General features: G+C 39.5%; 14 protein-coding genes. 13 read left to right on the top strand and 1 reads right to left on the bottom strand.

Annotated elements, in window-relative coordinates:
• Positions 1 to 15: 15 nt before the first annotated feature.
• Positions 16 to 594, bottom strand: coding sequence for an RNA polymerase sigma-70 factor (locus K8P02_RS15190; protein ID WP_007487154.1), 579 nt, complete (start codon positions 592 to 594; stop codon positions 16 to 18).
• A gap of 983 nt (positions 595 to 1577) precedes the next feature.
• Here K8P02_RS15190 and tig point away from each other — a divergent pair.
• The 13 genes from tig (at position 1578) to K8P02_RS15125 (ending at position 23793) form a co-directional block, all read left to right on the top strand.
• Positions 1578 to 2933, top strand: a complete 1356-nt coding sequence (tig, locus tag K8P02_RS15185; RefSeq protein WP_007487157.1) for a trigger factor — start codon at positions 1578 to 1580, stop codon at positions 2931 to 2933.
• Positions 2934 to 3072: 139 nt separating this feature from the next.
• On the top strand, positions 3073 to 3735 hold the full coding sequence (gene clpP, locus K8P02_RS15180) for an ATP-dependent Clp endopeptidase proteolytic subunit ClpP (RefSeq protein WP_002562365.1): 663 nt from the start codon (positions 3073 to 3075) through the stop codon (positions 3733 to 3735).
• Between the two features lie 2 nt (positions 3736 to 3737).
• Positions 3738 to 4985 (top strand): ATP-dependent Clp protease ATP-binding subunit ClpX, encoded by a 1248-nt coding sequence (gene clpX / locus K8P02_RS15175; protein ID WP_002562364.1) that lies wholly within the window; start codon positions 3738 to 3740, stop codon positions 4983 to 4985.
• Positions 4986 to 5151: 166 nt separating this feature from the next.
• Positions 5152 to 7332 (top strand): DNA helicase RecQ, encoded by a 2181-nt coding sequence (gene recQ, locus K8P02_RS15170; protein WP_002562363.1) that lies wholly within the window; start codon positions 5152 to 5154, stop codon positions 7330 to 7332.
• 763 nt (positions 7333 to 8095) lie between these two features.
• Positions 8096 to 9316 (top strand): IS4 family transposase, encoded by a 1221-nt coding sequence (locus tag K8P02_RS15165; protein WP_025868357.1) that lies wholly within the window; start codon positions 8096 to 8098, stop codon positions 9314 to 9316.
• 195 nt (positions 9317 to 9511) lie between these two features.
• A complete protein-coding gene (locus K8P02_RS15160; protein WP_122201946.1) occupies positions 9512 to 12439 on the top strand; it encodes a SusC/RagA family TonB-linked outer membrane protein in 2928 nt (975 codons plus the stop codon).
• Between the two features lie 17 nt (positions 12440 to 12456).
• A complete protein-coding gene (locus K8P02_RS15155; protein ID WP_007487159.1) occupies positions 12457 to 13986 on the top strand; it encodes a RagB/SusD family nutrient uptake outer membrane protein in 1530 nt (509 codons plus the stop codon).
• A gap of 11 nt (positions 13987 to 13997) precedes the next feature.
• Entirely contained in the window at positions 13998 to 14900 is a 903-nt protein-coding gene (locus K8P02_RS15150) for a DUF4984 domain-containing protein (RefSeq protein WP_195450013.1), read from the top strand.
• A 20-nt stretch (positions 14901 to 14920) separates the two neighbouring features.
• Positions 14921 to 16774, top strand: coding sequence for a BACON domain-containing protein (locus K8P02_RS15145; protein WP_025867891.1), 1854 nt, complete (start codon positions 14921 to 14923; stop codon positions 16772 to 16774).
• A gap of 18 nt (positions 16775 to 16792) precedes the next feature.
• Complete coding sequence (locus K8P02_RS15140; protein ID WP_025867892.1) at positions 16793 to 19402, top strand: DUF4458 domain-containing protein; 2610 nt, start codon at positions 16793 to 16795, stop codon at positions 19400 to 19402.
• Between the two features lie 11 nt (positions 19403 to 19413).
• Entirely contained in the window at positions 19414 to 21126 is a 1713-nt protein-coding gene (locus K8P02_RS15135; RefSeq protein ID WP_223381496.1) for a BACON domain-containing protein, read from the top strand.
• A 13-nt stretch (positions 21127 to 21139) separates the two neighbouring features.
• Positions 21140 to 22621 (top strand): leucine-rich repeat domain-containing protein, encoded by a 1482-nt coding sequence (locus K8P02_RS15130; RefSeq protein ID WP_025867893.1) that lies wholly within the window; start codon positions 21140 to 21142, stop codon positions 22619 to 22621.
• A gap of 104 nt (positions 22622 to 22725) precedes the next feature.
• Positions 22726 to 23793 (top strand): hypothetical protein, encoded by a 1068-nt coding sequence (locus K8P02_RS15125; RefSeq protein ID WP_025867894.1) that lies wholly within the window; start codon positions 22726 to 22728, stop codon positions 23791 to 23793.
• Positions 23794 to 23822: the final 29 nt, after the last annotated feature.

The raw sequence follows: 23822 nt of genomic DNA, 5'->3' as shown, positions 1-23822 counted from the left end.
ATTTTTTACTGAAAGTTAAGTAAAAAGAAAGAGTTGCAATGCCAGGATGCATAAAATATAATCGGTGAGATCTTCACGAAGAGCATTTAACGCGTTTTTTATGTGATATTTGACTGTATTTACAGAAATGCCTAATTCTGCGGCAATTTCCTGATGGCTTTTGCCTTCATAGCGGCTGAGGATGAATACTTTCCGGCATTCTTCGGATAATCCGTTGATAATTTGCTGTATTTGTTCTTCTAATTCCTGAGATACCAATTGCTCAAAAACATCCTCGTCCGGTGCAAAGCAGTTTTGATATTTTTTGTCTGTGATGTCTACTGAATGAAAAGAATGGTCAGCTCGTATAAAGTCGATAGCCTGATTCCGAACAGCTCTCATTAAATATCCCCTGATGGACTTTGTTACAGCTATTTGCTTTCGTTTTTCCCATAATGCGAACATCACGTCTTCTACGATACTTTGGCATATGTATTCATCATGGACATATTCATAAGCAACGGCACACAAAAATGCATAATGTTGTTTGAAAATAATCTCGTATGCTTTATGATTACTATTCTGAAGTTTCGATATCAGCTCACGTTCGTCCATGCCGTTAAGTAACTATTTTCTTGCAAAAGTAGTTATTTTGTCGATATATCCTATAAAATCTAATAATAGTGATTGTTTTTTTAGAATATTCCGTTTGTAGTTGTTCTGTTTCTCTTTTGCTGACATTGTTTTTATTTGTGATTGTTTGTAAGTTGTTGATTATCAATTGATGTAAGGATGTACATTCTTGTAGTGTGAAAGTGTACATTTTTGTATGACAGGATTGTACACTTTTGTGGTACTAATGTGTACAACCTTGTCCTATTAAAGTAATAAGAAGATAATTTTATTATTTATTTTGGTCTCTTTTTATTACAAATAATGCAAGACCTTTATTTTGAAGTTTATGTCCTTTGTAATCTTTTAGAAATAACCTGTCGGCTTCTCTACGAGAAACGCCTCGTTTGTCGTAGAGAAACGGTCCGATCTTCGTAGAGTTTCGAAGCGTTTCTCGTAGAGAAAAAATGTGTATATTTAATGTGTTGATATTTAGTATTTTAACAAGAGTTGGGTATGTCTTGTATTTTCTTAATGATACTATCTTTCTTTTTCTTCTTTTCTTTGTGTATTAGTTTTATAAATAGTTACAAAATTAAGTTCGGAAGTGGCTGTTGTTCTTGTGCTTAAAAATGGTAATACTTTGGGTGTTTTTTATCAATTTTGGTAGAAATATTTATGGGAAGTATGACAAACGATGTTTGGTTGAAATGTATGTTAACTCAGGCTTTCGAGAATAAAATGATGTGTAAGATAAAGAAAAACAGTTTTTTAATCTGTGTTTTATTGAATGATAATACTCAGTAGAACTTTGTGTGACTCTGTGGTGAGTTTAACTCATTTATTGATTCATATTAAAAAATCTTCAATGCGTTAGTTCTATAAATAATTCTTCCGCGTTTTTTTGATAATTGAAAGATTAGCACTAATTTTGCACCCTCATTTGAATATAGAATAAAGTATAAATCAAATAAATAATTGTCAGAATGAACGTTTCATTTCAAAACATTGACAAAGTAAGCGCATTGCTTACAGTAAAGCTGGAAAAGGCTGATTATCAGGAAAAAGTAGATAAATCTTTGAAGACATTCCGTCAAAAAGCTCAGATCCCGGGATTCCGTAAAGGGATGGTACCGATGAGCCTGGTGAAGAAAATGTATGGTAAATCAGTGGTTGCTGAGGAAGTAAATAAACTTCTTTCAGAAAAAGTATATGATTATATTAAGAGTAATAATATAAATATGCTGGGCGAACCAATGCCTAACGAAGAAAAGCAGCAGGTGATTGATTTCGATACAATGGAAGATTTTGAATTTGTATTTGATATTGCTTTGGCACCTGAATTTAAGGCGGAAGTAAGTAGCAGTGATAAGGTAGACTACTATACAATCGAAGTAACTGATGCAATGGTAGACAACCAGGTGAAAGCTTATACACAGCGTAATGGCAAATACGAACAGGTTGCTGCTTACGAAGATAACGATATGCTGAAAGGCCTGATTGCCGAACTCGATGAAAACGGTAATACTAAAGAAGGTGGTATTCAGGTAGAAGGTGCCGTATTGATGCCTTCTTATATGAAGAACGATGAGCAGAAAGCTATTTTTGCCAATGCAAAAGTAAACGATGTATTGGTGTTCAATCCGAATACTGCATATGACGGACATGCTGCTGAAATCGCATCGTTACTGAAGATTGAAAAAGAGGCTGCTGCTGAAGTGAAATCTGATTTCAGTTTCCAGGTGGAAGAAATTACTCGTTTTGTGTCTGGTGAATTAAATCAGGAAATCTTTGATCAGGTATTTGGCGAAGGCGTTGTGAAGACTGAAGAAGAATTCCGTGCTAAAATTAAGGAAAGCATTGCTGAACAGCTTGTTGCCGACAGTGATTATAAATTCCTGATTGACGCTCGTAAGATGTTGATGGAGAAGGTTGGTAAACTTGAATTCCCGGATGCATTGCTGAAACGTGTGATGTTGTTGAACAACAGAGAAAAAGGTGAAGAATTCGTAGCTGAAAACTATGACAAGAGTATTGAAGAACTGACTTGGCACCTGATTAAAGAACAGTTGGTGAAAGACAACGAAATCAAAGTTGAGCAGGAAGATGTAATCAAGATGGCTAAAGAGGCTACCAAAGGACAGTTTGCTCAGTATGGTATGATGACTGTGCCCGAGGATATTCTTGAAAACTACGCTCAGGAAATGTTGAAGAAAAAAGAAAATGTTGATGGTCTTGTAGGGCGCGTGGTTGAAGCTAAATTGGCTACAGCGCTGAAAGCTAAGGTAACGCTGAACAACAAGACTGTTCCGATGGAAGAATTTAACAAGATGTTCGAATAATATCCTTTTACAGGAAAGAACATAAAGTCACAGAAACACAGAGTTTTTATAAAATTATAACTCTGTGTTTTTTTGTGTCTCTGTGTTCTTTTTTGTTTCTTTGCAGTTACATATTAAAAAATAAGAAAGGAACATAAAAATGGACGATTTTAGAAAATACGCAACCAAGCATTTAGGAATGAACAGCTTGGCACTGGATGATGTGATTAAATCACAGGCTGGGTATTTGAATCCCTATATTCTTGAAGAAAGACAGCTCAATGTAACACAACTTGATGTGTTCTCACGTCTGATGATGGACCGCATTATCTTTCTTGGTACTCAGATAGACGATTATACAGCCAATACTTTGCAGGCTCAGTTGTTGTATCTGGATTCAGTGGATCCGGGTAAAGATATCTCTATCTATATTAATTCTCCGGGAGGGTCAGTGTATGCCGGATTGGGCATCTATGATACAATGCAATTCATTTCCAGTGATGTGGCTACTATTTGTACAGGTATGGCTGCTTCTATGGCTGCTGTTCTGTTGGTAGCGGGTACAGAAGGTAAGCGTTCTGCTTTAAAGCATTCCCGCGTAATGATTCACCAGCCGATGGGAGGGGCGCAAGGACAGGCTTCGGATATCGAAATCACTGCCCGCGAAATAATGAAGTTAAAGAAAGAACTCTATACTATTATTGCAGACCATTCTCATACAGACTTTGAAAAGGTGTGGGCGGATTCTGACCGTGATTATTGGATGACAGCAGAAGAAGCCAAGGAATATGGTATGGTAGATGAAGTGTTGATTAAAAAATAAAAATGGCTGAATCAAAAAATAATAAAAAGAGATGTAGTTTTTGCGGCCGTACAGAGAATGAAGTCGGCTTCCTGATAACAGGAATGAACGGTTATATCTGCGATAGTTGTGCCACCCAGGCTTATGAGATAACTCAGGAAGCGCTGGGAGTTGACAAAAAGGGCGCAGAAACTACAAAACTGAATCTGAAAGAACTGCCTAAACCGGTAGAAATCAAAAAGTTTCTAGATCAGTATATTATCGGGCAGGACGATGCGAAACGATTTCTGTCCGTGTCGGTGTACAATCACTACAAGCGTCTTTTACAGAAAGACACGGGAGATGATGTGGAGATTGAAAAGTCGAACATCATTATGGTGGGAAGTACCGGAACTGGAAAAACTCTATTGGCACGTACAATTGCGAAGCTGTTACATGTGCCGTTTACTATTGTAGATGCTACAGTGCTTACTGAGGCTGGTTATGTAGGAGAAGACATCGAGAGTATTCTCACCCGCCTGCTCCAGGTGGCCGATTATAATGTACCCGAGGCAGAACAGGGAATTGTATTTATAGACGAAATAGATAAGATTGCCCGCAAAGGTGATAACCCTTCTATTACCCGTGATGTCAGTGGTGAAGGTGTACAGCAGGGGTTACTCAAACTATTGGAAGGATCTGTTGTAAATGTGCCGCCTCAGGGTGGCCGTAAACATCCGGATCAGAAAATGATTCCCGTGAACACCAAAAATATTCTGTTTATTTGTGGTGGCGCTTTCGATGGTATCGAAAAGAAGATAGCACAGCGCCTGAACACCCATGTGGTGGGCTATAGCGCTTCACGTAAGACAGCTACGATTGATAAAAGCAATATGATGCAGTATATTGCGCCGCAAGACCTGAAATCATTCGGATTGATACCCGAAATTATCGGTCGTTTGCCGGTGCTTACTTATCTGAATCCGTTGGATCGTGATGCACTTCGTGCGATACTGACAGAACCGAAAAACTCCATTATCCGTCAATATGTGAAGTTATTTGAGATGGATGGAGTCAAACTGACGTTCCAGGATGAGGTGTTTGAGTACATCGTAGATAAAGCAGTTGAATATAAGCTCGGAGCACGCGGATTGCGTTCCATTGTAGAGACAATCATGATGGATGTCATGTTTGAAATCCCTTCGGAAAATAAAAAAGAGTACGAAGTAACATTGGATTATGCGAAACTGCAGCTGGAAAAAGCAAATATAGCAAGATTGCAAACTGCTTAAAATCAAAAGGTAAGAAGTATCGGATGGTTCGTTTCTGTTTTTTATTGAAAAATATTAGTCGAATTATGCTTGATATTTAAGAAGTTGTTTATAACTTTGTTAGAGCTCTTTTACAGAAAGAGTTTTTAAAGTTAAACCATGAACTGAATAAAACAACCTATTTAAGATGGCAGGGAAGATTAATTTGACAGACCAACTGAAACAGTATTTCGGATTTGATAAATTCAAAGGAAATCAGGAAGCGATCATTCAGAACTTGCTTAATGGTGGCGATACTTTTGTGTTGATGCCTACCGGTGGCGGCAAATCTTTATGCTATCAGTTGCCTTCTCTTTTGATGGAGGGTACGGGAATTGTTATTTCTCCATTGATTGCATTGATGAAGAATCAAGTGGATGCAATGCGTAACTTCAGTGAAGAAGATGGCATAGCCCATTTTATTAATTCTTCATTAAATAAAGGTGCGATAGACCAGGTGAAGTCTGATATTCTTGCCGGAAAGACAAAGTTGCTGTATGTGGCTCCTGAGTCATTGACGAAGGAAGAGAACGTGGAGTTTTTGCGGTCGGTAAAAATCTCGTTTTACGCAGTAGATGAGGCTCACTGTATTTCGGAATGGGGACATGATTTCCGTCCGGAATATCGAAGAATACGTCCTATTATTAATGAGATAGGCAAAGCGCCACTTATTGCGCTTACAGCAACTGCAACACCCAAAGTGCAACACGACATTCAGAAGAATCTGGGAATGGTAGACGCACAAGTCTTTAAATCGTCGTTTAATCGGCCGAACTTATATTATGAGGTACGTCCGAAAACTACAAATATAGATAGAGATATCATTAAGTTTATCCGAAATAATCCGGAAAAGTCAGGTATTATCTACTGTCTGAGCCGGAAGAAAGTGGAAGAACTTGCTGAAATTCTTCAGGCGAATGGTATTAACGCACGAGCTTATCATGCAGGTATGGATTCGGCTACAAGGACTCAAAATCAGGATGACTTCCTGATGGAAAAAATTGATGTGATTGTGGCAACCATTGCTTTTGGTATGGGGATCGATAAACCGGATGTCAGGTATGTGATGCATTATGATATACCAAAGAGTCTGGAAGGTTACTATCAGGAGACAGGGCGTGCCGGCAGAGATGGCGGTGAGGGCAAGTGCATTACCTTTTATACAAATAAAGACCTGCAGAAACTGGAGAAGTTTATGCAAGGCAAACCTGTGGCAGAACAGGAAATAGGCAAGCAGCTTCTGCTGGAAACTGCTGCGTATGCCGAATCTTCCGTTTGTCGCCGTAAGACTTTATTACATTACTTTGGCGAAGAGTATACGGAAGATAATTGTGGAAATTGTGACAACTGTTTAAACCCTAAAAAACAAGTGGAGGCTCAAGAATTATTGTGTGCTGTGATTGAAGCGGTCATAGCGGTAAAAGAAAACTTTAAGGCAGACTATATAATAGATATTTTACAAGGAAGAGAAACTTCTGAAATACAAGCACATTTACATGAAGATCTGGAAGTATTCGGATCGGGTATGGGCGAAGAAGATAAAACCTGGAACGCTGTTATTCGTCAGGCATTGATTGCCGGTTATCTAAGTAAAGACGTTGAGAATTATGGCCTGTTGAAAGTGACAGAGGAAGGACATAAGTTTCTGAAGAAACCTAAATCGTTTAAAATTACAGAAGATAATGATTTTGAAGAGGTAGAAGAAGAAACTCCGGCCAGAGGTGGTGGTTCTTGTGCTGTGGATCCGGCACTTTACTCTATGCTTAAAGACTTGCGGAAGAAACTTTCTAAAAAACTGGAAGTTCCCCCTTATGTTATTTTCCAGGATCCTTCTTTGGAAGCGATGGCAACCATTTATCCGGTGACGCTTGATGAACTCCAGAATATTCCGGGAGTTGGAGCTGGAAAAGCGAAACGTTATGGTGAGGAGTTCTGCAAACTGATTAAGCGTCATTGTGAAGAGAATGAGATAGAGCGCCCTGAGGATTTACGTGTGCGTACTGTCGCCAATAAATCGAAGTTAAAGGTTGCTATCATTCAGGCTATTGACCGTAAGGTTGCATTGGATGATATTGCTTTGTCCAAAGGGATTGAATTCGGTGAACTGTTGGATGAAGTAGAAGCGATTGTTTATTCGGGCACAAAACTGAATATTGATTATTTTCTTGACGAAATAATGGATGAAGACCATATGCTTGATATTTATGATTATTTCAAAGAGTCAACAACAGACAAAATAGATGATGCCCTGGATGAATTGGGAGATGAGTTTACAGAGGAGGAAGTGCGTCTGGTGCGTATTAAGTTTATCTCGGAAATGGCTAATTAAAAAAAAGCAAAATATATTTTGCGGAGAATAGCAAAAGTCCGGTTACCCGTTGAGGTAGCCGGACTTTTTTATGGAGGAAAATAAAGGTTTCTTTTTGAAATGTAGTAATACTGAATTGTTATAAAAACACGGCATTTCTCTTTCATTTGGATGGAAATGGGAAATTTTAACAATAAAGTAGGAGTTTTTACGGAATTATATTTAACTTTGTAGCATCAAATAAAAAAAATACAAGTATAAGTTTTACACCTGACAAAACAAGTTTATCATGAATGAGGATTACTTAATAAATCTATTAACTGCACACGCTCTGAATATTTGGGTCAAGATAAAAAAATGCCCTGTCTGAATATCTTCTCTTGAGCTATTATCTATAATGTATTTAAAAGTGATTTTCTCTCTTTTGCTTTTTTATGTATACATTGAAACTGCTCATACTATAAATATCCTAACGAAAAGAATTTTTTTATTATAATCAATGCTATCACACCTGACAAAACAAGTTTATCATGGATGAAGATTACTTAATTACCGTTTTTGCCGTACGTGCTTTAAAAAATGTCTGGGTCAAGATAAAAAAATGGCCTGTTTGAATACCAGGAGTGGTCGGAAGATTTTTCTTTCGACCCTTTTCGTATTTTAATGTGTACATATTTTGATATCTGCATCTGCATTTTTTTGGTTATTATTTTGATATTCAGGTGATTGTATTTGTTTTTGTTATTTATTTTGCTTATCTTTAATCATTGATAATCAAAATATTATGGCAATTTTTAAAGATCACAAAGTAAGGGTTAACGACCTATTGGGAGTGATTCCCGAAAGCCTGATTTCACACCTGTCAACCACAACACCCATCGATTACTACACCAAAGTTCTCCACGGTAAAAAGGTGTTCTATCTGCTATTGTACGGTATTCTGGAAAATGATCGCCTTAGTCAGCGAACGCTTGAAGATACTTTTAACGATTCTGTATTCAAGATTTTGTTCGGGTTGGACGAAGATGAAAAAGTACGCCGGAGTTCTCTCTCTGAGAGGTTGTCGAAGATATCACCGGATTACTTCCGTCAGATTTACGATTGTGTCTATGACCAGTTCTCGGAGTGCTATTCCGATACAGAGATAGCACAATACAACCTTATCCGGGTTGACAGTTCCATTGTTTCAGACACATCCGGCAGGATGGCAGAGGGGTTGGGCAACTGTGGCGGAAAGGCTGTAAAGTATAGTATAGCTTTCGATGGTATGTTACCTTGTGAAGTAAACCTGTTTACAGATCCAGTATTTTCGAGCGAGGATATTTCCCTGCCCCAAATAGTAACCAGTCACGTTAAGCAGCAGTCCGGACATCGCAACGTATATGTATTGGATAGAGGTTTTCAGTCAACCAGAACGATGAAAGAGTTTTGCGATCAGAGAACTACTTTTATTGCTCGAAGTAAAGAAAACCGTAAGTATGTAGAACTGGAGCCGATACCGTTTTCTAACAGCGACTTAGCCACTTTGGAACTTATTCGCGACAGTAAGGTGTATCTGTACACAGGCCAGCCTGTTATCAATAAGCGCGGTAATAAACATTACCGGCAGGTATTGGTCAAAGAACCTTTAAGACTTATTGTTGCCCGAAGCAAAACTGATCCAGCGATGGAGTATTGGTTTATTACCAATGACTTTGAACTCACGGCAAAGGAAATTACCGATGCCTACCGTAAACGATGGGATATTGAAGTCTTTTTTCGCTTCATCAAGCAGGAATTAAACGCAAGCCATCTTATATCACTGAATAAGAATGGAATAGAGGTGATGCTTTACATGACTTTGATTGTAGCCATGCTCGTGTTGATATACAAAAAAGCCAACAAGATAGGTTATAAAACCGCTAAACGGCGATTTGCTATGGAAGTTCGCGATCTGGCAATAGCCATGATTGTCCTGCAATGCGGGGGAGACCCAAACTTATTTTTCAAGATAAAGAAAGAGTGACCGGAATTTCTTCCGACCACTCCTGGTTTGAATACTCTCTTTTAATCGTATTAAAGTTTATGCGAAAATAGTTACCCTCTTTTGAAGAGGGCTGGATTTGTTTTATCATATCTGATTGCATCCCCCGTCTTTGTACGCACATGAATAGTCTAAATAAGTATATAGAATAAAGTTTAATTAAAAAGAACGCAGAAGATGAGAAAAAGTATCCTTTTGTTTGTACTTTTTTCAGTTTTGCATATCTCAATGCTCTATGCACAGGGGTATGTCGTGAACGGACATATCATTTCGGCTGAAGATAATCAGCCTTTGATAGGTGTTTCTGTTCTGGAAAAAGGTACAACGAATGGTGTAATTACCGATATGGATGGTAATTACAGACTGAATGTAACAAAGTCTCCGGCAACCTTGCAATTCTCTTATATAGGAATGACAATGGTAGAAAAGCAGGTGACAGGTACTTCAACAATTAATGTTACAATGGAAAATGCCACTCAAATGGTGGACGAAGTTGTGGTGGTGGCTTACGGGGTAAAGAAAAAAGGGACCATAGCCGGTTCGGTTTCCGTAGTTAAAGGTGATAAGATTGAGAACACACCCACAGCCAGCTTCGATCAGGCACTACAAGGTAAGTCTGCCGGATTAACCGTTTTACAGAATACAGGGGAACCAAGTGCTGCTGCCAGTTTTCAGATTCGTGGAACGAATTCAATCAATGCAGGTACTGCACCTCTCTTTATTATGGATGGAGTTGCTATCTCTGCCGATGATTTTTCGTCTATCAATCCCAATGATATAGAAAGTTTTACAGTGCTGAAGGATGCATCGTCTACTTCAATTTACGGAGCTCGTGCCGCCAATGGTGTGATTGTGATTACAACAAAGAGGGGACGTACGGCTGAAAAAGGAAAAATCATTCTTCGTGCTCAATATGGTTTTTCTGACCTGGCGTATGGTAAGTGGGATCAGATGAATACAACGGAACGCCTCAATTATGAGGAACAGATCGGACTGCGTGTGCCGGGCACGTATGATCGTGAAGCATTAGAGCGCATTGATATAAACTGGCGTGATGTAATATACAATAATAATGCTCCCATGTATTCTTATGAATTGAGTACATCGGGTGGAAGTAACAAATTCAACTATTTTGTTTCGGCAGCTTATTTTGGTCAGGAAGGTATTGCAGTAGGATCTGATTTTGAACGTTATTCGGTTCGTGCCAACCTGGAGGTCCGTCCGGTGGAATGGTTGAAAATCGGCACGAATACTTCTTTATCATATGAAAAAATAAAGGAAGCAGACGAAGGTGATTATAATGTAGTGACTCCGGTTTCGGCTTCTAAGTTTATGTTACCTTATTGGAATCCTTATAGGGAAGACGGTTCTTACACATCTGTAGGAGACGGTTCTTGGAATGGTACGAATCAGAACCCCTTGGAGTGGCTGGATAATAATCCGGTAAAACGGAATCGTATGAAGGTGTTGACCAGTCTGTTTGCTGAGTTGAGACCCATTGAAGGGTTGGTGCTACGTACTGTCGGAGGTCTCGATGCATCAGACAACCGTCTGACCGCTACCTCTAATCCTTCGTATGTCCCTAATTATGGTTCCGGTACGGTAGCCAAATCATTTGAGCGTTATAGTAACCTGACATGGACAAATACTGCCAATTATACATTTACAATAAAGGATGACCACAATATTAGCCTGCTGCTTGGACAAGAGGCGGTTATTAATCAGTCTGAAGGATTTAATGTAACCACAAGAGGACAATCCAATGATAAATTGTTGACTATGGCTACTGCCACCTCTGCCACTTCATGGGACGACATTGTATCAGAGGCCACTTATTTGTCTTTCTTCGGTCGTGCGGAATATAACTATAGCAATAAGTATTATGCCGATTTTTCAGTTCGTAGAGACGGTTCTTCCAAGTTCGGCAAGGATGCACGCTGGGCCAACTTCTGGTCGGTAGGTGCGATGTGGAACCTGAAATCGGAAGACTTCTTAAAGGATATAGATTGGCTGACCAATCTTCAGCTGATTGCGAGTATCGGAACATCGGGAAACTCTTCCATTCCTAATTATGATCATACGGCCTTGTTTGCAGCCGGACCGCAGTATTCCGGTAAAACCGGTATCGCACCCTATTCACGTGGAAATGAAAACTTGACCTGGGAAAAATTAATGACTACCAATATTGGTGTGAAGATCGGGCTTTTTGATCGTCTGAATCTGAACGTTGAATTCTATAATAAAAAGACAACTGATATGTTGATGGAAGTTCCCGTCACCTTTGGTAATGGCTTCAATACTAAATGGGACAATATCGGAGCCATGATTAACAGGGGAGTGGAGTTTGATGTGGATGCAGATATTATTCGTACGAAAGACTTCACATGGAATGTTTCAGCGAATGCTTCTTATAATCACAATGAAATAACAGAATTGTATAATGGTCTGGATGAATATGAAATAAGTACGACTGGGCTACTTTTGAAAGTTGGACATTCTTATGGTGAATTTCATGCAGTGCGTTATGCGGGAGTTAATCCGGCCAATGGTGATGCTTTATGGTATACTAAAGACGGAGAACTGACAAATCGTTTTAGCAATGAAGACCGTGTGTTATTGGGCAAATCTTATGTAGCCCCCTGGCAAGGTGGTTTTGGTACAACCTTTTCTTATAAGGGTATTCAGTTGTCTGCCTTGTTTAGCTGGGTGGCAGACCGTTGGATGATGAACAATGACCGCTTCTTTGATGAAAGTAACGGTACATATGCTGTTTATAACCAATCTGCTAAATTATTAAATCGCTGGCAGAAACCTGGTGATATAACAGAAATTCCCCGTGATGGAGTCCAGACGCAGCTTGATAGCCATTTGGTAGAAGATGCTTCGTTTATGCGTTTGAAAAATTTGTCGCTTAGTTATACTTTCCCGCAATCGTTATTGAAAAAGACAAAAGTGATAGAACGTGCTAAAGTATTTGGGCAAGCACAGAATTTATTGACTTTCACTAAGTTCACAGGTCTGGATCCGGAATCTAATTTGAATATGTACCGGGCGTCGTATCCGTTGTCCCGTCAGTTCTCATTCGGCATTGAAGTTACATTCTAATAAGTAGAAGAAAAAGTATGAAAAAGATAAGAATATATTTATTAGTGGCACTATTGTGTGGAATGTCCTCCTGTAGTGATTTTCTGGACAGATATCCCGATACAGCTGTACCCGAAGAAGAGTCGATGACCGATCTGGTATCCAGTGAGCAGATTGTAATTGGTATTTATAGTAGTTTTAAGAATTCCGCTTTGTATAGCGGAACTTTGACCTTGGCACCCGATGTGCAGACTGATCTGGTATATGCTGTAAAAGGGTATACGAATGTATATGGTCCGTTGTATCGTTGGGATTTCCGGGACAGTGATACAAGTATTGAATCGGTATATTCGGGGTTGTATCAAGTGATCGCCCGCTGCAATTTCTTTATGGATCATAAAGATGAAGTATATGGTAAACTAACAACAGAGGCCGATAAAACTACTTTCAAGAAATACGAAGGGGATGTTTATTTTTTCCGTGCGTTAGCTTATTCTGATTTGATACGTATGTATTGTGAGGCTTATGATCCGGATAACGCGGAAAATCAGCTGGGAGTTTCTTTGTATTTGCGCTATCGTAAAGAGGGTGAGGATAGCTCTATTGAGCCTCGTGCTTCATTAGCTGATTCTTATAAACAGGTATTAAGTGACCTGGAACAGGCGGAGAAATATGCAACCCGTAAGGGAGCAGACACGCAGTGGATTACAATAGGAGCCGTGCAGACCTTGAAATCAAGAGTTTATCTTCATATGAAGAATTGGGAAAAGGTGATAGAATATGCTACAAAGGTAGTTGACTCCAAAGTATATACCTTGGCCGATGCAATGAAAGTAAAATGGGTAGATGAAGAAACTGGTAATACGATGACCGATTATCAACGCATGTGGAAATATGATGAAGGTGATGAAGTGATCTGGCGTGTGCAAATGAGTACGACGGATAGAGGGGGCGCACTGGGAACGGTCTTTCTGAACTATAATAATGTGGCTTATCTGCCCGATTATGTACCGGCTAAGTGGCTGCTTGATTCGTATAGTACAAATGATATGCGCTATTCTGCTTTCTTTTATTCCATTAAGACCGGATATTCTCATGGATTAACCTGGCCTATTGTGATCAAATATTTGGGTAATGCGGATATCGATGCCGGTGTTGGTAAGTATTATACAAATATGCCCAAAGTATTGCGTTACGCTGAAGTCTTTTTGAACCGTGCTGAGGCTTATGCACAATTGGGAAAAACGAAAGAGGCCAATAATGATTTGACTAAGTTGCGAAGAGCGCGTATTGCAGATTATGGTAGTGCATCCTATACTCAGGATAAACTGATGAAGGCAATTCAGGATGAACGTGCAAAAGAATTATTTATGGAAGGTTTCCGTTTGTCTGATTTGAAGCGTTGGAATTTAGGTTTTGAACGCACGCCCCAAACCGGAACGATAGATGGATCTTTAAATAACTCATTGAAAATAGAAAAAGGTAATCCAGCCTTTATATGGCCTATCCCGAAACATGAACTTGATGCTTCGATGGGATTGGTTAAACCAAATGAAAGTAATAAATAAGGGAGATGATTATGAAGAAAAGCATATATAGTTTATGTGTACTGTTTGCAATTCTGTTTGTGAGTTGCGATGGCAAGGAAATATTGTATTCCGGCGATTCGTATGTCATGTTTGCCGACTCTGCCATGGTAATGCCTGTAACGGTGAATTCGGAAAGAACTTTTGATATTGTAGTTGCTGCTACCCAGGCAATGGATTATGACCGGAATTACGTGGTAAGTGTAGATGTAGATCATACAAATGCCATTGAAGGATATCATTTTGAGCTTTTGAATAAGAATGTTTTGATAAAGTCAGGTGAGAGGACAGGAGTGGTGACGATGAAAGGGTATTTTGATAATATGAATCGTACAGATAGTCTGGCAGTCACTTTGAAACTGATCAACGATAAGAATGAAACGATGAGCCTGTACGGGAATACGACAAATATCTTTTTATTTAAATGCTATCCGTTTAATATAAATGATTACATAGGTGACATGCGTATGACATGTACATTCCCGTTCAGTGAAGATTCTAAGAGCTTTTTAGTGAAAAGCGAGAAGATAGACGATCATACAATGCTTATCAAGGCACCGTTTGATGACAGTTATGATTTAAAGGTCAAATTCAATGCATCGGATGATGAACCGATGAATGAGGAAGTAACTGTTGTGGAACAGGAAGCGTTTCTCGACGCAGGATACGGGTTGGTTTTTGCACAATCGGTGGCAAGTAACCCGAGCTTTTTCATCGCAGCAGACAGAGGAGTAGTTCTCTATTTGAACATATTCCTTCCTAAAGTGGGCTCATTTGGAACATACCTGTATATATTTGAATGGATCAGCCCTTATGAGGCCGAAGCAGAAAAGAACAGTATTACTCCTCCTTATGACATTAAGGTACAGCCTACAGGATATTCATTGAAAAAATAATCGATTAAAAGAAAGAAAATATGAATACAATCACCCATTTGAAAAATCGGTTGGGCTATTGGGCGTTACTCGTAATGACCTTTGCCATTGCAGCCTGTTCGGATGATAAGGAAGAATCACCGGAGGTGCAGGGAAAAACAACGTTTGATGTTGAAGATATAGTTTTTGTAAGTGAAAAAGGAGAACAGGAGACAACCTTCTCTTTTGAAGCAGGAAATGAATGGACGGCTTCTTTTTCGGAAGGTGGCAGTGTGTTTTTCTCGGCTTCACAAACTAAAGGAAGTAAAGGCAAAGCGGAAATTACCATACAACCTTTGAGAACAAACCTGGAAGCACAGGTACGTACAGCGGAATTCCGTATATCAGTTGTTGGAGATGAAATGGTATATGTGGTGAAGATCTCTCAATTAGGCAAAGGGGCTAACCTTGTGGTCGACACAGAAAGCTTGGTTTTAGAGGCGGATAATGTTGGTGAGTATTTTGTAGATACACTGACTGTAAGCTCTGATCAAACTTGGGAGTTGACCGATGCAACAAGCGGAATACTTTTCTCTTTTATAGACGAGCATCAGTCCGGTCAGATTACTACTAAGAAAGTAGAAGTGAAAGTACTGTTTACAGACTTTGAATCAATGGTCCTGGAAGGTGGGTTTAATATTAAGGCCGGTGCTACTCCGAAACATATTTCGGTGAAAGCTACAGCCGAATGTAAAGCTTATCTGACAGAAGAAATGGATGCGGAAGTTGAAAAGTTGGAACTGTTGATAGACCCTGCTACCCCCGGAGTCTATATGGCTCCTCTGTATGTCTCTTCAAATATTCAGTGGAAATTGGAGTTGCCGGAATGGTTATCTACTCCTCAACCCACTAATATTACTGTATCAGGAACGTTGGCTACGAACCCTTTATATGTAGAAGTACGCATAGCTGACGGTATGATTCCTGCGTCAGAAAAAGAAGATGTGATTATATTGTCGGATGTTCGTTCCAAGCAACTGATTATTATTCCTATTCACTTTGCCGGAATCAGTGATGATTATATTAATCATAATTTTGAGTTCCCGGCATTTGATCCGTATGGAAATGATTTTGCATTTGATCCGATACCAGGTACGGCACGGATACTCGAATTGCCATTTATGATTGAAACAGGTGAAAATTATACAGATGTAACTGATGCACCATTCAAGTTACTTTTATGTAAATGTGTGAATGGAGCGCTTGAGCGTACAGCTGTCCATTGGGCTACTTTGCGTATGGGCGATTCTTCCAAAGATAAGACATCCAATGGGATATATACAAAGGAACTTTATCTGGTAGCTAATCAGCGTGGCGACGAGGATGATGTGAATAAGCTTACCTCTATGGGAGAAGATAGAGAGGCTTATCTGTTTATTGTTCCCAATTCGGTAAGTTTTGATGATTTGTTTGAAGATCCGGTTTCTACTACTTTGAAGAGCCAGTATATAGGGTCATATATACGGCAAAAAAATGCTTTTCTGGAATATAAGATGAGTGTAACCGGTATTGAAAATGGAGCAACGATCACTCTTCCGGCAGCAGGTGAAACAAAATCTTTTGATATGCTTTCTGATGCGGTGAAAATCTTTACACCCCGGTTGGATGTGACGGAAGTCATAGCAGGAGTTGAGAATCCACGTACTTTTGTCCCTAATGATGTAAATGTTGAATTTAAAATGAAAGATGGTGTGGTCGATTTAACTAAGTTCGTACTTATCGTAGGAAAGAATAAGGATAAACGGGATCGTGTAATCAAGATTGAATTTAAGGCATTTAGAGGTGTTAATCCGGAAGATGGTAGTGATAATACCTTTACGATGTTTACTTTCTATGTTAAACAACCATTTCAATAATTAAATATACTGTTAATAATGAAGTTATTATATCAAATATTAGGAGTGTTTGTGGCTTTTCTGGGGCTTGTTCTGGTCGGAAGTTGTTCTGATGATGAAATAGTCGCCTCACAAGAAGGTTACGGATATATGCAGCTTCAGTTGCATAAGAAGGGTGCGGACTCCCGCGCATTGGATAGCGGAAAGGAACTCAGCTATCTGAAGGATGTACGTAAGATTCAGATTACCTTAGCATCTGCCGGTAATCAATCTTTCAGTATGGCATTGATGCCGAAGTCTGTCAGTGAAGAGGGTGCTGAATTTGGATTATCTACTGTACCGGTGCAATTGATGCCCGGTACTTATAAGATCACTTACTTTGTTGTTTATGGAGATGAGGTTGTGGATGGACAGGCTGAAATCTTACAGTCGGGGACACCTGATGAAGAGGTTAACTTCCGGATAGAGAATAACCGTCTGACAGAGGTTGATTTTGCGTTAGAAGCTGTATTGTATGGTAAATATGCGGCAGTATTTGGCAAAGACTTGTCTGCCATTGAGTCTCCTCTTTCTCGTGCAACTGTTGATAACAGCGAGATAAAATACGATGATATTGCTTCTGCTGTGTTCACGTTTAAGTATTCAAGTAATGGCGTTAGCTATGTTGAGAGTTATCCGGTAAAGGCAAAAAAGGAAAAAAAAGCTCAGCTGTTTTCTACCGATACGATTCAAATGAAACAGGGAGATTATGTTCTGTCTCATTATAAATTGTATAATAAGAATCAGGAACTGATCTATGCAATGGACGAAGAGCAGAATGTGAAGATTGAGCATTTTAAGCTTTTGCGTGATACGGTGGATGTGAAACTATATGAAACGGCAGCGATTCGCGATTACATTGCTTTGTATAACATTTGGAAGGCAATGGGAGGTGAAGAGTGGTCATGGAATGGTGAAGGTTATAATATCGGTTCAAACTGGGTGTTTAAATTTGCTGATGGTACTCCGCGTCCTATCGATATGTGGGGAGATCAACCGGGAGTAGGGCTTGGTGGTAATGGCAGGGTTACTTCTTTAAATCTGGGAAGTTTCAATCCTAAAGGTTTCGTTCCCGATGCTATCGGCGATTTGACTCAGCTTGAAACTTTGTATCTTGGAAATCATGATGAAACAGTTTCGATTGTTGGAGATGAGGGTATGGAGGGCATACTTAGCCATTATCTGCTTGCACGTGAAGGAGTGGATGTACGTGCCCACCGTATGGATATTGCACGCGAAAGGTTTGCTTTGAGAAGAGCGCAGCTTCAGATAGCTTCTAAATTGAACTATGAGAGCAGAAATGCACGTCCCACCGTATATACAAAATATGCAGGTAGGAATAAGGGTTCTATGTCAAATCGTATTACAGGTATTTCTGAGCGTATTGGTGAATTAGCAGGTACATTGACTATGCTATACATAGCAAATGGCTTTATAGAAGAGTTACCAGAATCATTTGGCAAACTGGAAAATCTTACAGATTTGGAAATTTATAACTGTCGGATGACTACTTTTCCGGAACAGTTGAAAGAATTACCCAATCTGGTTTCCTTAAATTTTTCCATGAATGGGAGTCTTGATTTGGAATCAACCTATAAGAATCTGGATGACTTTTTTACGAATGGAAAGTCTCAGGGAACGGTTCAACTTTTATACTTGAATGACAATAAGTTAACTAAACTACCACCCAGTATTCGTAATATGAAAAAGCTGGGAATGCTTGATTTGGCTTATAACAAACTGGTTGAACTTCCTGCTCTTGGTAATGTATCTCCTGTTCAGTTTATGGTTGATTGTAATGAACTGGGCAATGAAGATTTGGGAGCCGGAGCTACTCCTATTCCTAATAACTTCTGTATTACAGATGATTTAGAGTTGTTCTCAGCTTCTTGTAATAAGTTAAAGAAGTTTCCGGTATTGTTGTCTAATATGAAAAATGACGGTAAATATTCCATTGAAGAGATAGACCTGTCTGTCAACCAGATCGATGGTTTTGAACCGGGCTTTAAAGGAGTGCGTGCAGAGAAACTTAATTTATGTTCCAACAAGTTTACCAAGTTGCCTACTGAATTTTCTGAATATTCATCTGTGATCAATTTCCTTCGGTTGTCTTACAATGGAATAACAGAAGTCCCATTTGAATCATTTAAGAACCTGAAAGCACTGGAGGCACTGGAGTTGGCTGGTAATAAGATAAAATCCATGCCCAATGAATTTAATTCGGAATATCTTCCTCACTTTTCCGGAATAGATTTGAGCCAGAATCGTTTTGATAAGTTTCCTGTCAATATCTTATATGTGAATAGTCTCAATCAGCTGATTCTTAACTCTCAAGGATATTATACCGATGCTGCTCAGAAGAAATTCAAACGTACATTGGTTGAATGGCCTACCGGTTTGGATCAGCATATGGCTCTGAAGATATTGGAGGTATCCGGTAATGACCTGCGTATGATACAAACTTTTCCGGACAATCTTAATAAGTTTGATGTTTCGGATAATCCGAATATCAAGATGACTGTTCCTTCAGCGATTATTGCCCGTATCAATGATGGCTCGTTCCTGCTGGTTTATGATGAGACTCAGGATATTACGAATGTAAACAACTAATGACAAAGAAGATGAAATCAATCAGATATAAAAATAGAAATATCCAGGTTTTCCTGTTAATCTGCCTGGGGATAGTTGCTCTCTTCTCTTGTAAGGATGATGACGATGTTCAGCCTTCTTTCTTTGGAGTGAGTGAGGAAGAATCGGAGTTTGTTGTTCCGGACTGTGGTGATACATGTGCTGTCAATCTGTCCGCTGATCAGGATTGGTATGTAGAATCGAATGCTGAGTGGTGTATGGTATCACCAGCCAATGGGAACGCTTCTACTGTTTGCGAATTGCGCGTGGATACCAGTTATTTGTATAAGGAACGGGAAGCGGTTATTACGTTCCGTTCCGGCTCAAAAGCCTCTCAGGTAAAGGTATTCCAGTATGGTTATGAGAAAATTATAAAACTGGATAAAGAAGCGGTTGAAGTGGAAGATTTTGTAGACTACGAAAAGATGTTCACAGAGTTGAATGTAACCTCGAATGTTAAGTATGAAGTGATACCGGTTGATGCTACTCAGAAATGGGTACGTGTGAGTGTACCGGAAAAAAAGGTCGGTTCGGTACCCCGTCCGGATAAGGTACGTTTCGACTTCGACATTTACACACAGTCAGATGCAGATCGGGTGGCTGAATTTACGTTTCGCCAGACAGATGCAAAAGAGGGTGAAAAACCTATAGAGAAAACATTTACTTTCCGGCAGAAGAAGTCAGAAAGAATAGTACCGTCACGTCGGGGAGATTCGCTTGCCTTATTGGCTATCAGCCGTATGATGAAGTGTTACACCCAGTGGGATGGCAGTCAGCCGATGATTTATTGGAACAATGTAAAGACGGAAGAGGTCGACTATAAATATGTGGATGGCGATTTCGTACGAGATACCACCGAGCTGCGTGTCGTTGGCGTAAACTTCTATATATTCAATACGGATAATAGTATTCCTTTTCAGATACGTTATTTGAATCAGTTGAAAACCTTGGTCTTTACGGGTAATGAAAATAGTTATCGTAAGTCTATTAAGCTGGAAGATGATGTAACCTATTTGGATAGCTTGGAGAGCCTTGCCTTTATTGGTTATGGAATTAATTCACTTCCTGCCCGGATGACCAACCTGAAGAAATTAAAGGAACTGGAGATGACTGGTAATCCTTTGCAGGAATTTCCGATGGATATTATTGAGACTTTGGATAAAGACAGTCTGCTCTATGTGAGTTTAGGGAATTGCCGTCATTATGAAGTGGGTAGTAATCTTTTTACTAATAAAAAAGACAGTATTGGCTTGAGAGGTGAACTTCCGGAGCGCTTGTTTCTGTTGAAACGGGTGGCTTATCTTCATCTGTCATACAACTATTTTGAAGGTTCTATTCCGGCTATGGAAGGCGTGGCTGATGTGATGCCTCAATTAAAAGCCTTATCACTGAATTTGAACTACTTGTCTGGTATGATTCCTGAATGGATATTGAAGCATAAGCGATTGAAATGTTGGAACCCATACACAATGGTGTTTAATCAGACTTATAACGGCAGAGATAGTAAGAACCGACGGGTTGGTTTTGATAATGAGCCGGATTTTATAGATACTCCGTGTCCAGATTGGGAAGAGGATACGAACAACACGGCTCTGACTCCATCTTCATTTGATAGCACTTTCAGATGGTTTCACTATTATGATGCAAGTAAGAAACAATATCCCAAGCTTTCACTGGATGGAAACTGGGGTGAAATAGATGATTAAAACTAAAATGATTATGAGGAAGATTAAGAATATACTGGCGATTGTCTGGGCAGCTTGTTTTTTACTGGTCTTAATTTCGGCTTGTAAAGAGGATGATAAGGATGCTTTGTTACCTAATCAGGGAGAAATTTGTTTCCAGTTTACCAAAATAACAACCTATACATTGGCTGATCTGGACGATATTGCTACCGTAAAGATTGTGTTAGAGAAGGACGGGGTAAAAATAGAACTGCCCAGTTACCCGCTTACGGGAAACACTGAATTACTGTCTACTGAAAAAGTAAGATTAGAAGAAGGACATTATAAACTTTTAAGTTATCGGGCTTTTGGTAAGGATGCTAATTTAATTGAGAATCTGGATATTACTTTGACAGAAGATAATGAGTTTGATGTGAAAGTAGGAGAACTACAGGAATATATTTTACCGGTAAAGGTAAAAACAGTTGTTGATCCTACTAACAATTATACCAACGTCCTTTTTGCTATTTGCAAAGAGGTATTGGGGGACGATAGAAGTAAGTGGCCACCTTCTTGGGATGTGGAAGAAACATTGGATACCTGGGCCGGACTCTCGTTTGAGACGGATGATTATGGAAATTTGCTTTATATTACTGATTTGGATATTGACGGCGACGGGAATCTGCCTGAATTCAAACATATGAAAAAACTGTCCCGGGCGATTATCAACTTCCCGAGTATGACAGGACTGCACATCAGTAATTGCGATCTGGAAGAACTTCCTGATAATATTGGTGAATCGAGGATTGCTTCTATTTACATTGAGAATACTAATTTCAGCACCTTTCCAAAGTCTTTCTGGGATATGAAAAAACTGAATGATCTGACACTGATAAACAATAAAGTGACGGAACTTCCAGAATCGATAGGTGAGATTAAGACGCTGAGAACCATTGATGTGATTAATGAGAAGGTTAGCAAAATACCGGCAAGCATTGTCAATCTGACGGAATTGGTCAGCTTGCGTTTTATAAATACTGAAATAAGTGAACTCCCCGATGTATTTGATCAGTTGTACAAAATATCAACGTTGGATATGCGCAATAATAAGAACCTGAAATCGCTGCCTCCTTCTATAGCCAATACAGTAATTGGTGAAGAAGGCAACCGAACCCGTAAATATCTGCGTGGCATGTTATTGGATGGATGTTCTTTTACCTCTATACCTAAAGAGGTACAGCATGAAAATATGCAACTATTGTCTATGGCTGATAATCAGATCCAATCTGTGACAAAAGAAGAATTAGAGAAAATGCCCAATTTGCATTCATTGATATTAGATGGTAATAAATTACCATCATTTCCTGCTATGAAAAGTGATAAGTTGTTGATGTTGAGTTTGATTAATTGCGGATTGAAGGCTGCTGATATAGATCGGAGTAATCTGCCTAATCTGAGGTTCCTGTTTATGACACAGGAAGAATATGATGCGGTAATGAAGGGTTACGAAGTGAATGCGGATTATCTGCTTAAATAATAAATTACTCTCTCTTGAAGAAAGTTGTTAGGAAGGTTGTCGTTGTGAAACCATAGGCCTTCCGAAGCAACTTTATAGAGAGTTATTTTAATATAAGAATAAGAATGAAGACTTTAAACTGTACTATTACCATACTATTAGGCTGTATATGTGCGGTCTTTACTGCTTGTAAGGACGACGACCTTATTGTGCAACCGGTTACTCCATATGAAAAGCAATATGGTGAAGCAACTGTTGTGTGGGAGGCTACTCATCAGAGCTTGTTCAATTTTAAGGGAAACCCACTCTATGTGCAGGTGTCAGAAGAGAGCACGAACGAAGACCTGGCAGTATTCAATACAACCAAGAAATATTTGTTCGACACACGCGGACACTTACTAATCTATAATCCAATTAATGAACTTGTTGACGCATCCTCCGGCTTAACGAGAGGATGGGGGACTACCGGTGACGCAACGAGATATTCTTATGGATATGATTCTGCAGGGAGGTTGGCGGTAGTTACCGAAACGGAGTTGGGAGGTACTTCCGTCGTTTATGAATTGAAATACGGCACTCATGCTGTATACGTACCTTTTCCTTTCTCATTTGCTGGTTTACCTCTCTTCTTGCTGAAAGGATTGGTCTCGGTAGAAGGTGACAATGGCTTCAAATACGAATTTGATGGAGAGAAAGCTGTTTGTGAAACAGATAGCTGGATGGGGATTGCCCGAACAGAGTACTTGTTTCGGAACTCTTACCCGTCAATGTGTACCAAGCAGCTGATCAGAGGAGACGAGGTACTTCAGCATGAAGAAACGGTCTATGCTTTCGGAGAGAAAGGTGTGTTACTTGGAATGACAACTTCTGCTCGTACCAATGATGATCCCGACATGGTTCAGAAGCGATCAGTGGTTTATGCTTCTCCCCGGTTGCAGGTACAGGTAACGGAAGTTGCCTATGAAGCCGGATTGGCACAGGAAAGAACTGTGTATACATATACAGAAGAGGGTTTTCTACTCTCTGCTACGAAGAGTGATAACGAGGGAAATACGGCATCTGTTCATTTGAACGCTTATGAACTGGATGCGCAAGGAAACTGGATTTCTGCGGAACGTGCCGTCGAGGGCTACTTTAATGATTACTGGCCGGAGGGCACGATGACTTTGAAACAAGAATTTTCTTATAAATAAACTTAGTATTAATTAAAATTTAGTGTAAC

This window comes from Bacteroides nordii, assembly GCF_019930665.1.
GTDB lineage: Bacteria > Bacteroidota > Bacteroidia > Bacteroidales > Bacteroidaceae > Bacteroides > Bacteroides nordii.
The sequence above is the reverse complement of the archived record's forward strand: the minus strand, read 5'-3'. Positions and strand labels throughout refer to the sequence as shown.

What these genes read in the sequence shown, in the direction of transcription:
- K8P02_RS15190 (WP_007487154.1), bottom strand. Translation starts at nt 594, where the DNA reads ATGGACGAACGTGAGCTGATATCGAAACTTCAGAATAGTAATCATAAA.
- tig (WP_007487157.1), top strand. Translation starts at nt 1,578, where the DNA reads ATGAACGTTTCATTTCAAAACATTGACAAAGTAAGCGCATTGCTTACA.
- clpP (WP_002562365.1), top strand. Translation starts at nt 3,073, where the DNA reads ATGGACGATTTTAGAAAATACGCAACCAAGCATTTAGGAATGAACAGC.
- clpX (WP_002562364.1), top strand. Translation starts at nt 3,738, where the DNA reads ATGGCTGAATCAAAAAATAATAAAAAGAGATGTAGTTTTTGCGGCCGT.
- recQ (WP_002562363.1), top strand. Translation starts at nt 5,152, where the DNA reads ATGGCAGGGAAGATTAATTTGACAGACCAACTGAAACAGTATTTCGGA.
- K8P02_RS15165 (WP_025868357.1), top strand. Translation starts at nt 8,096, where the DNA reads ATGGCAATTTTTAAAGATCACAAAGTAAGGGTTAACGACCTATTGGGA.
- K8P02_RS15160 (WP_122201946.1), top strand. Translation starts at nt 9,512, where the DNA reads ATGAGAAAAAGTATCCTTTTGTTTGTACTTTTTTCAGTTTTGCATATC.
- K8P02_RS15155 (WP_007487159.1), top strand. Translation starts at nt 12,457, where the DNA reads ATGAAAAAGATAAGAATATATTTATTAGTGGCACTATTGTGTGGAATG.
- K8P02_RS15150 (WP_195450013.1), top strand. Translation starts at nt 13,998, where the DNA reads ATGAAGAAAAGCATATATAGTTTATGTGTACTGTTTGCAATTCTGTTT.
- K8P02_RS15145 (WP_025867891.1), top strand. Translation starts at nt 14,921, where the DNA reads ATGAATACAATCACCCATTTGAAAAATCGGTTGGGCTATTGGGCGTTA.
- K8P02_RS15140 (WP_025867892.1), top strand. Translation starts at nt 16,793, where the DNA reads ATGAAGTTATTATATCAAATATTAGGAGTGTTTGTGGCTTTTCTGGGG.
- K8P02_RS15135 (WP_223381496.1), top strand. Translation starts at nt 19,414, where the DNA reads ATGAAATCAATCAGATATAAAAATAGAAATATCCAGGTTTTCCTGTTA.
- K8P02_RS15130 (WP_025867893.1), top strand. Translation starts at nt 21,140, where the DNA reads ATGAGGAAGATTAAGAATATACTGGCGATTGTCTGGGCAGCTTGTTTT.
- K8P02_RS15125 (WP_025867894.1), top strand. Translation starts at nt 22,726, where the DNA reads ATGAAGACTTTAAACTGTACTATTACCATACTATTAGGCTGTATATGT.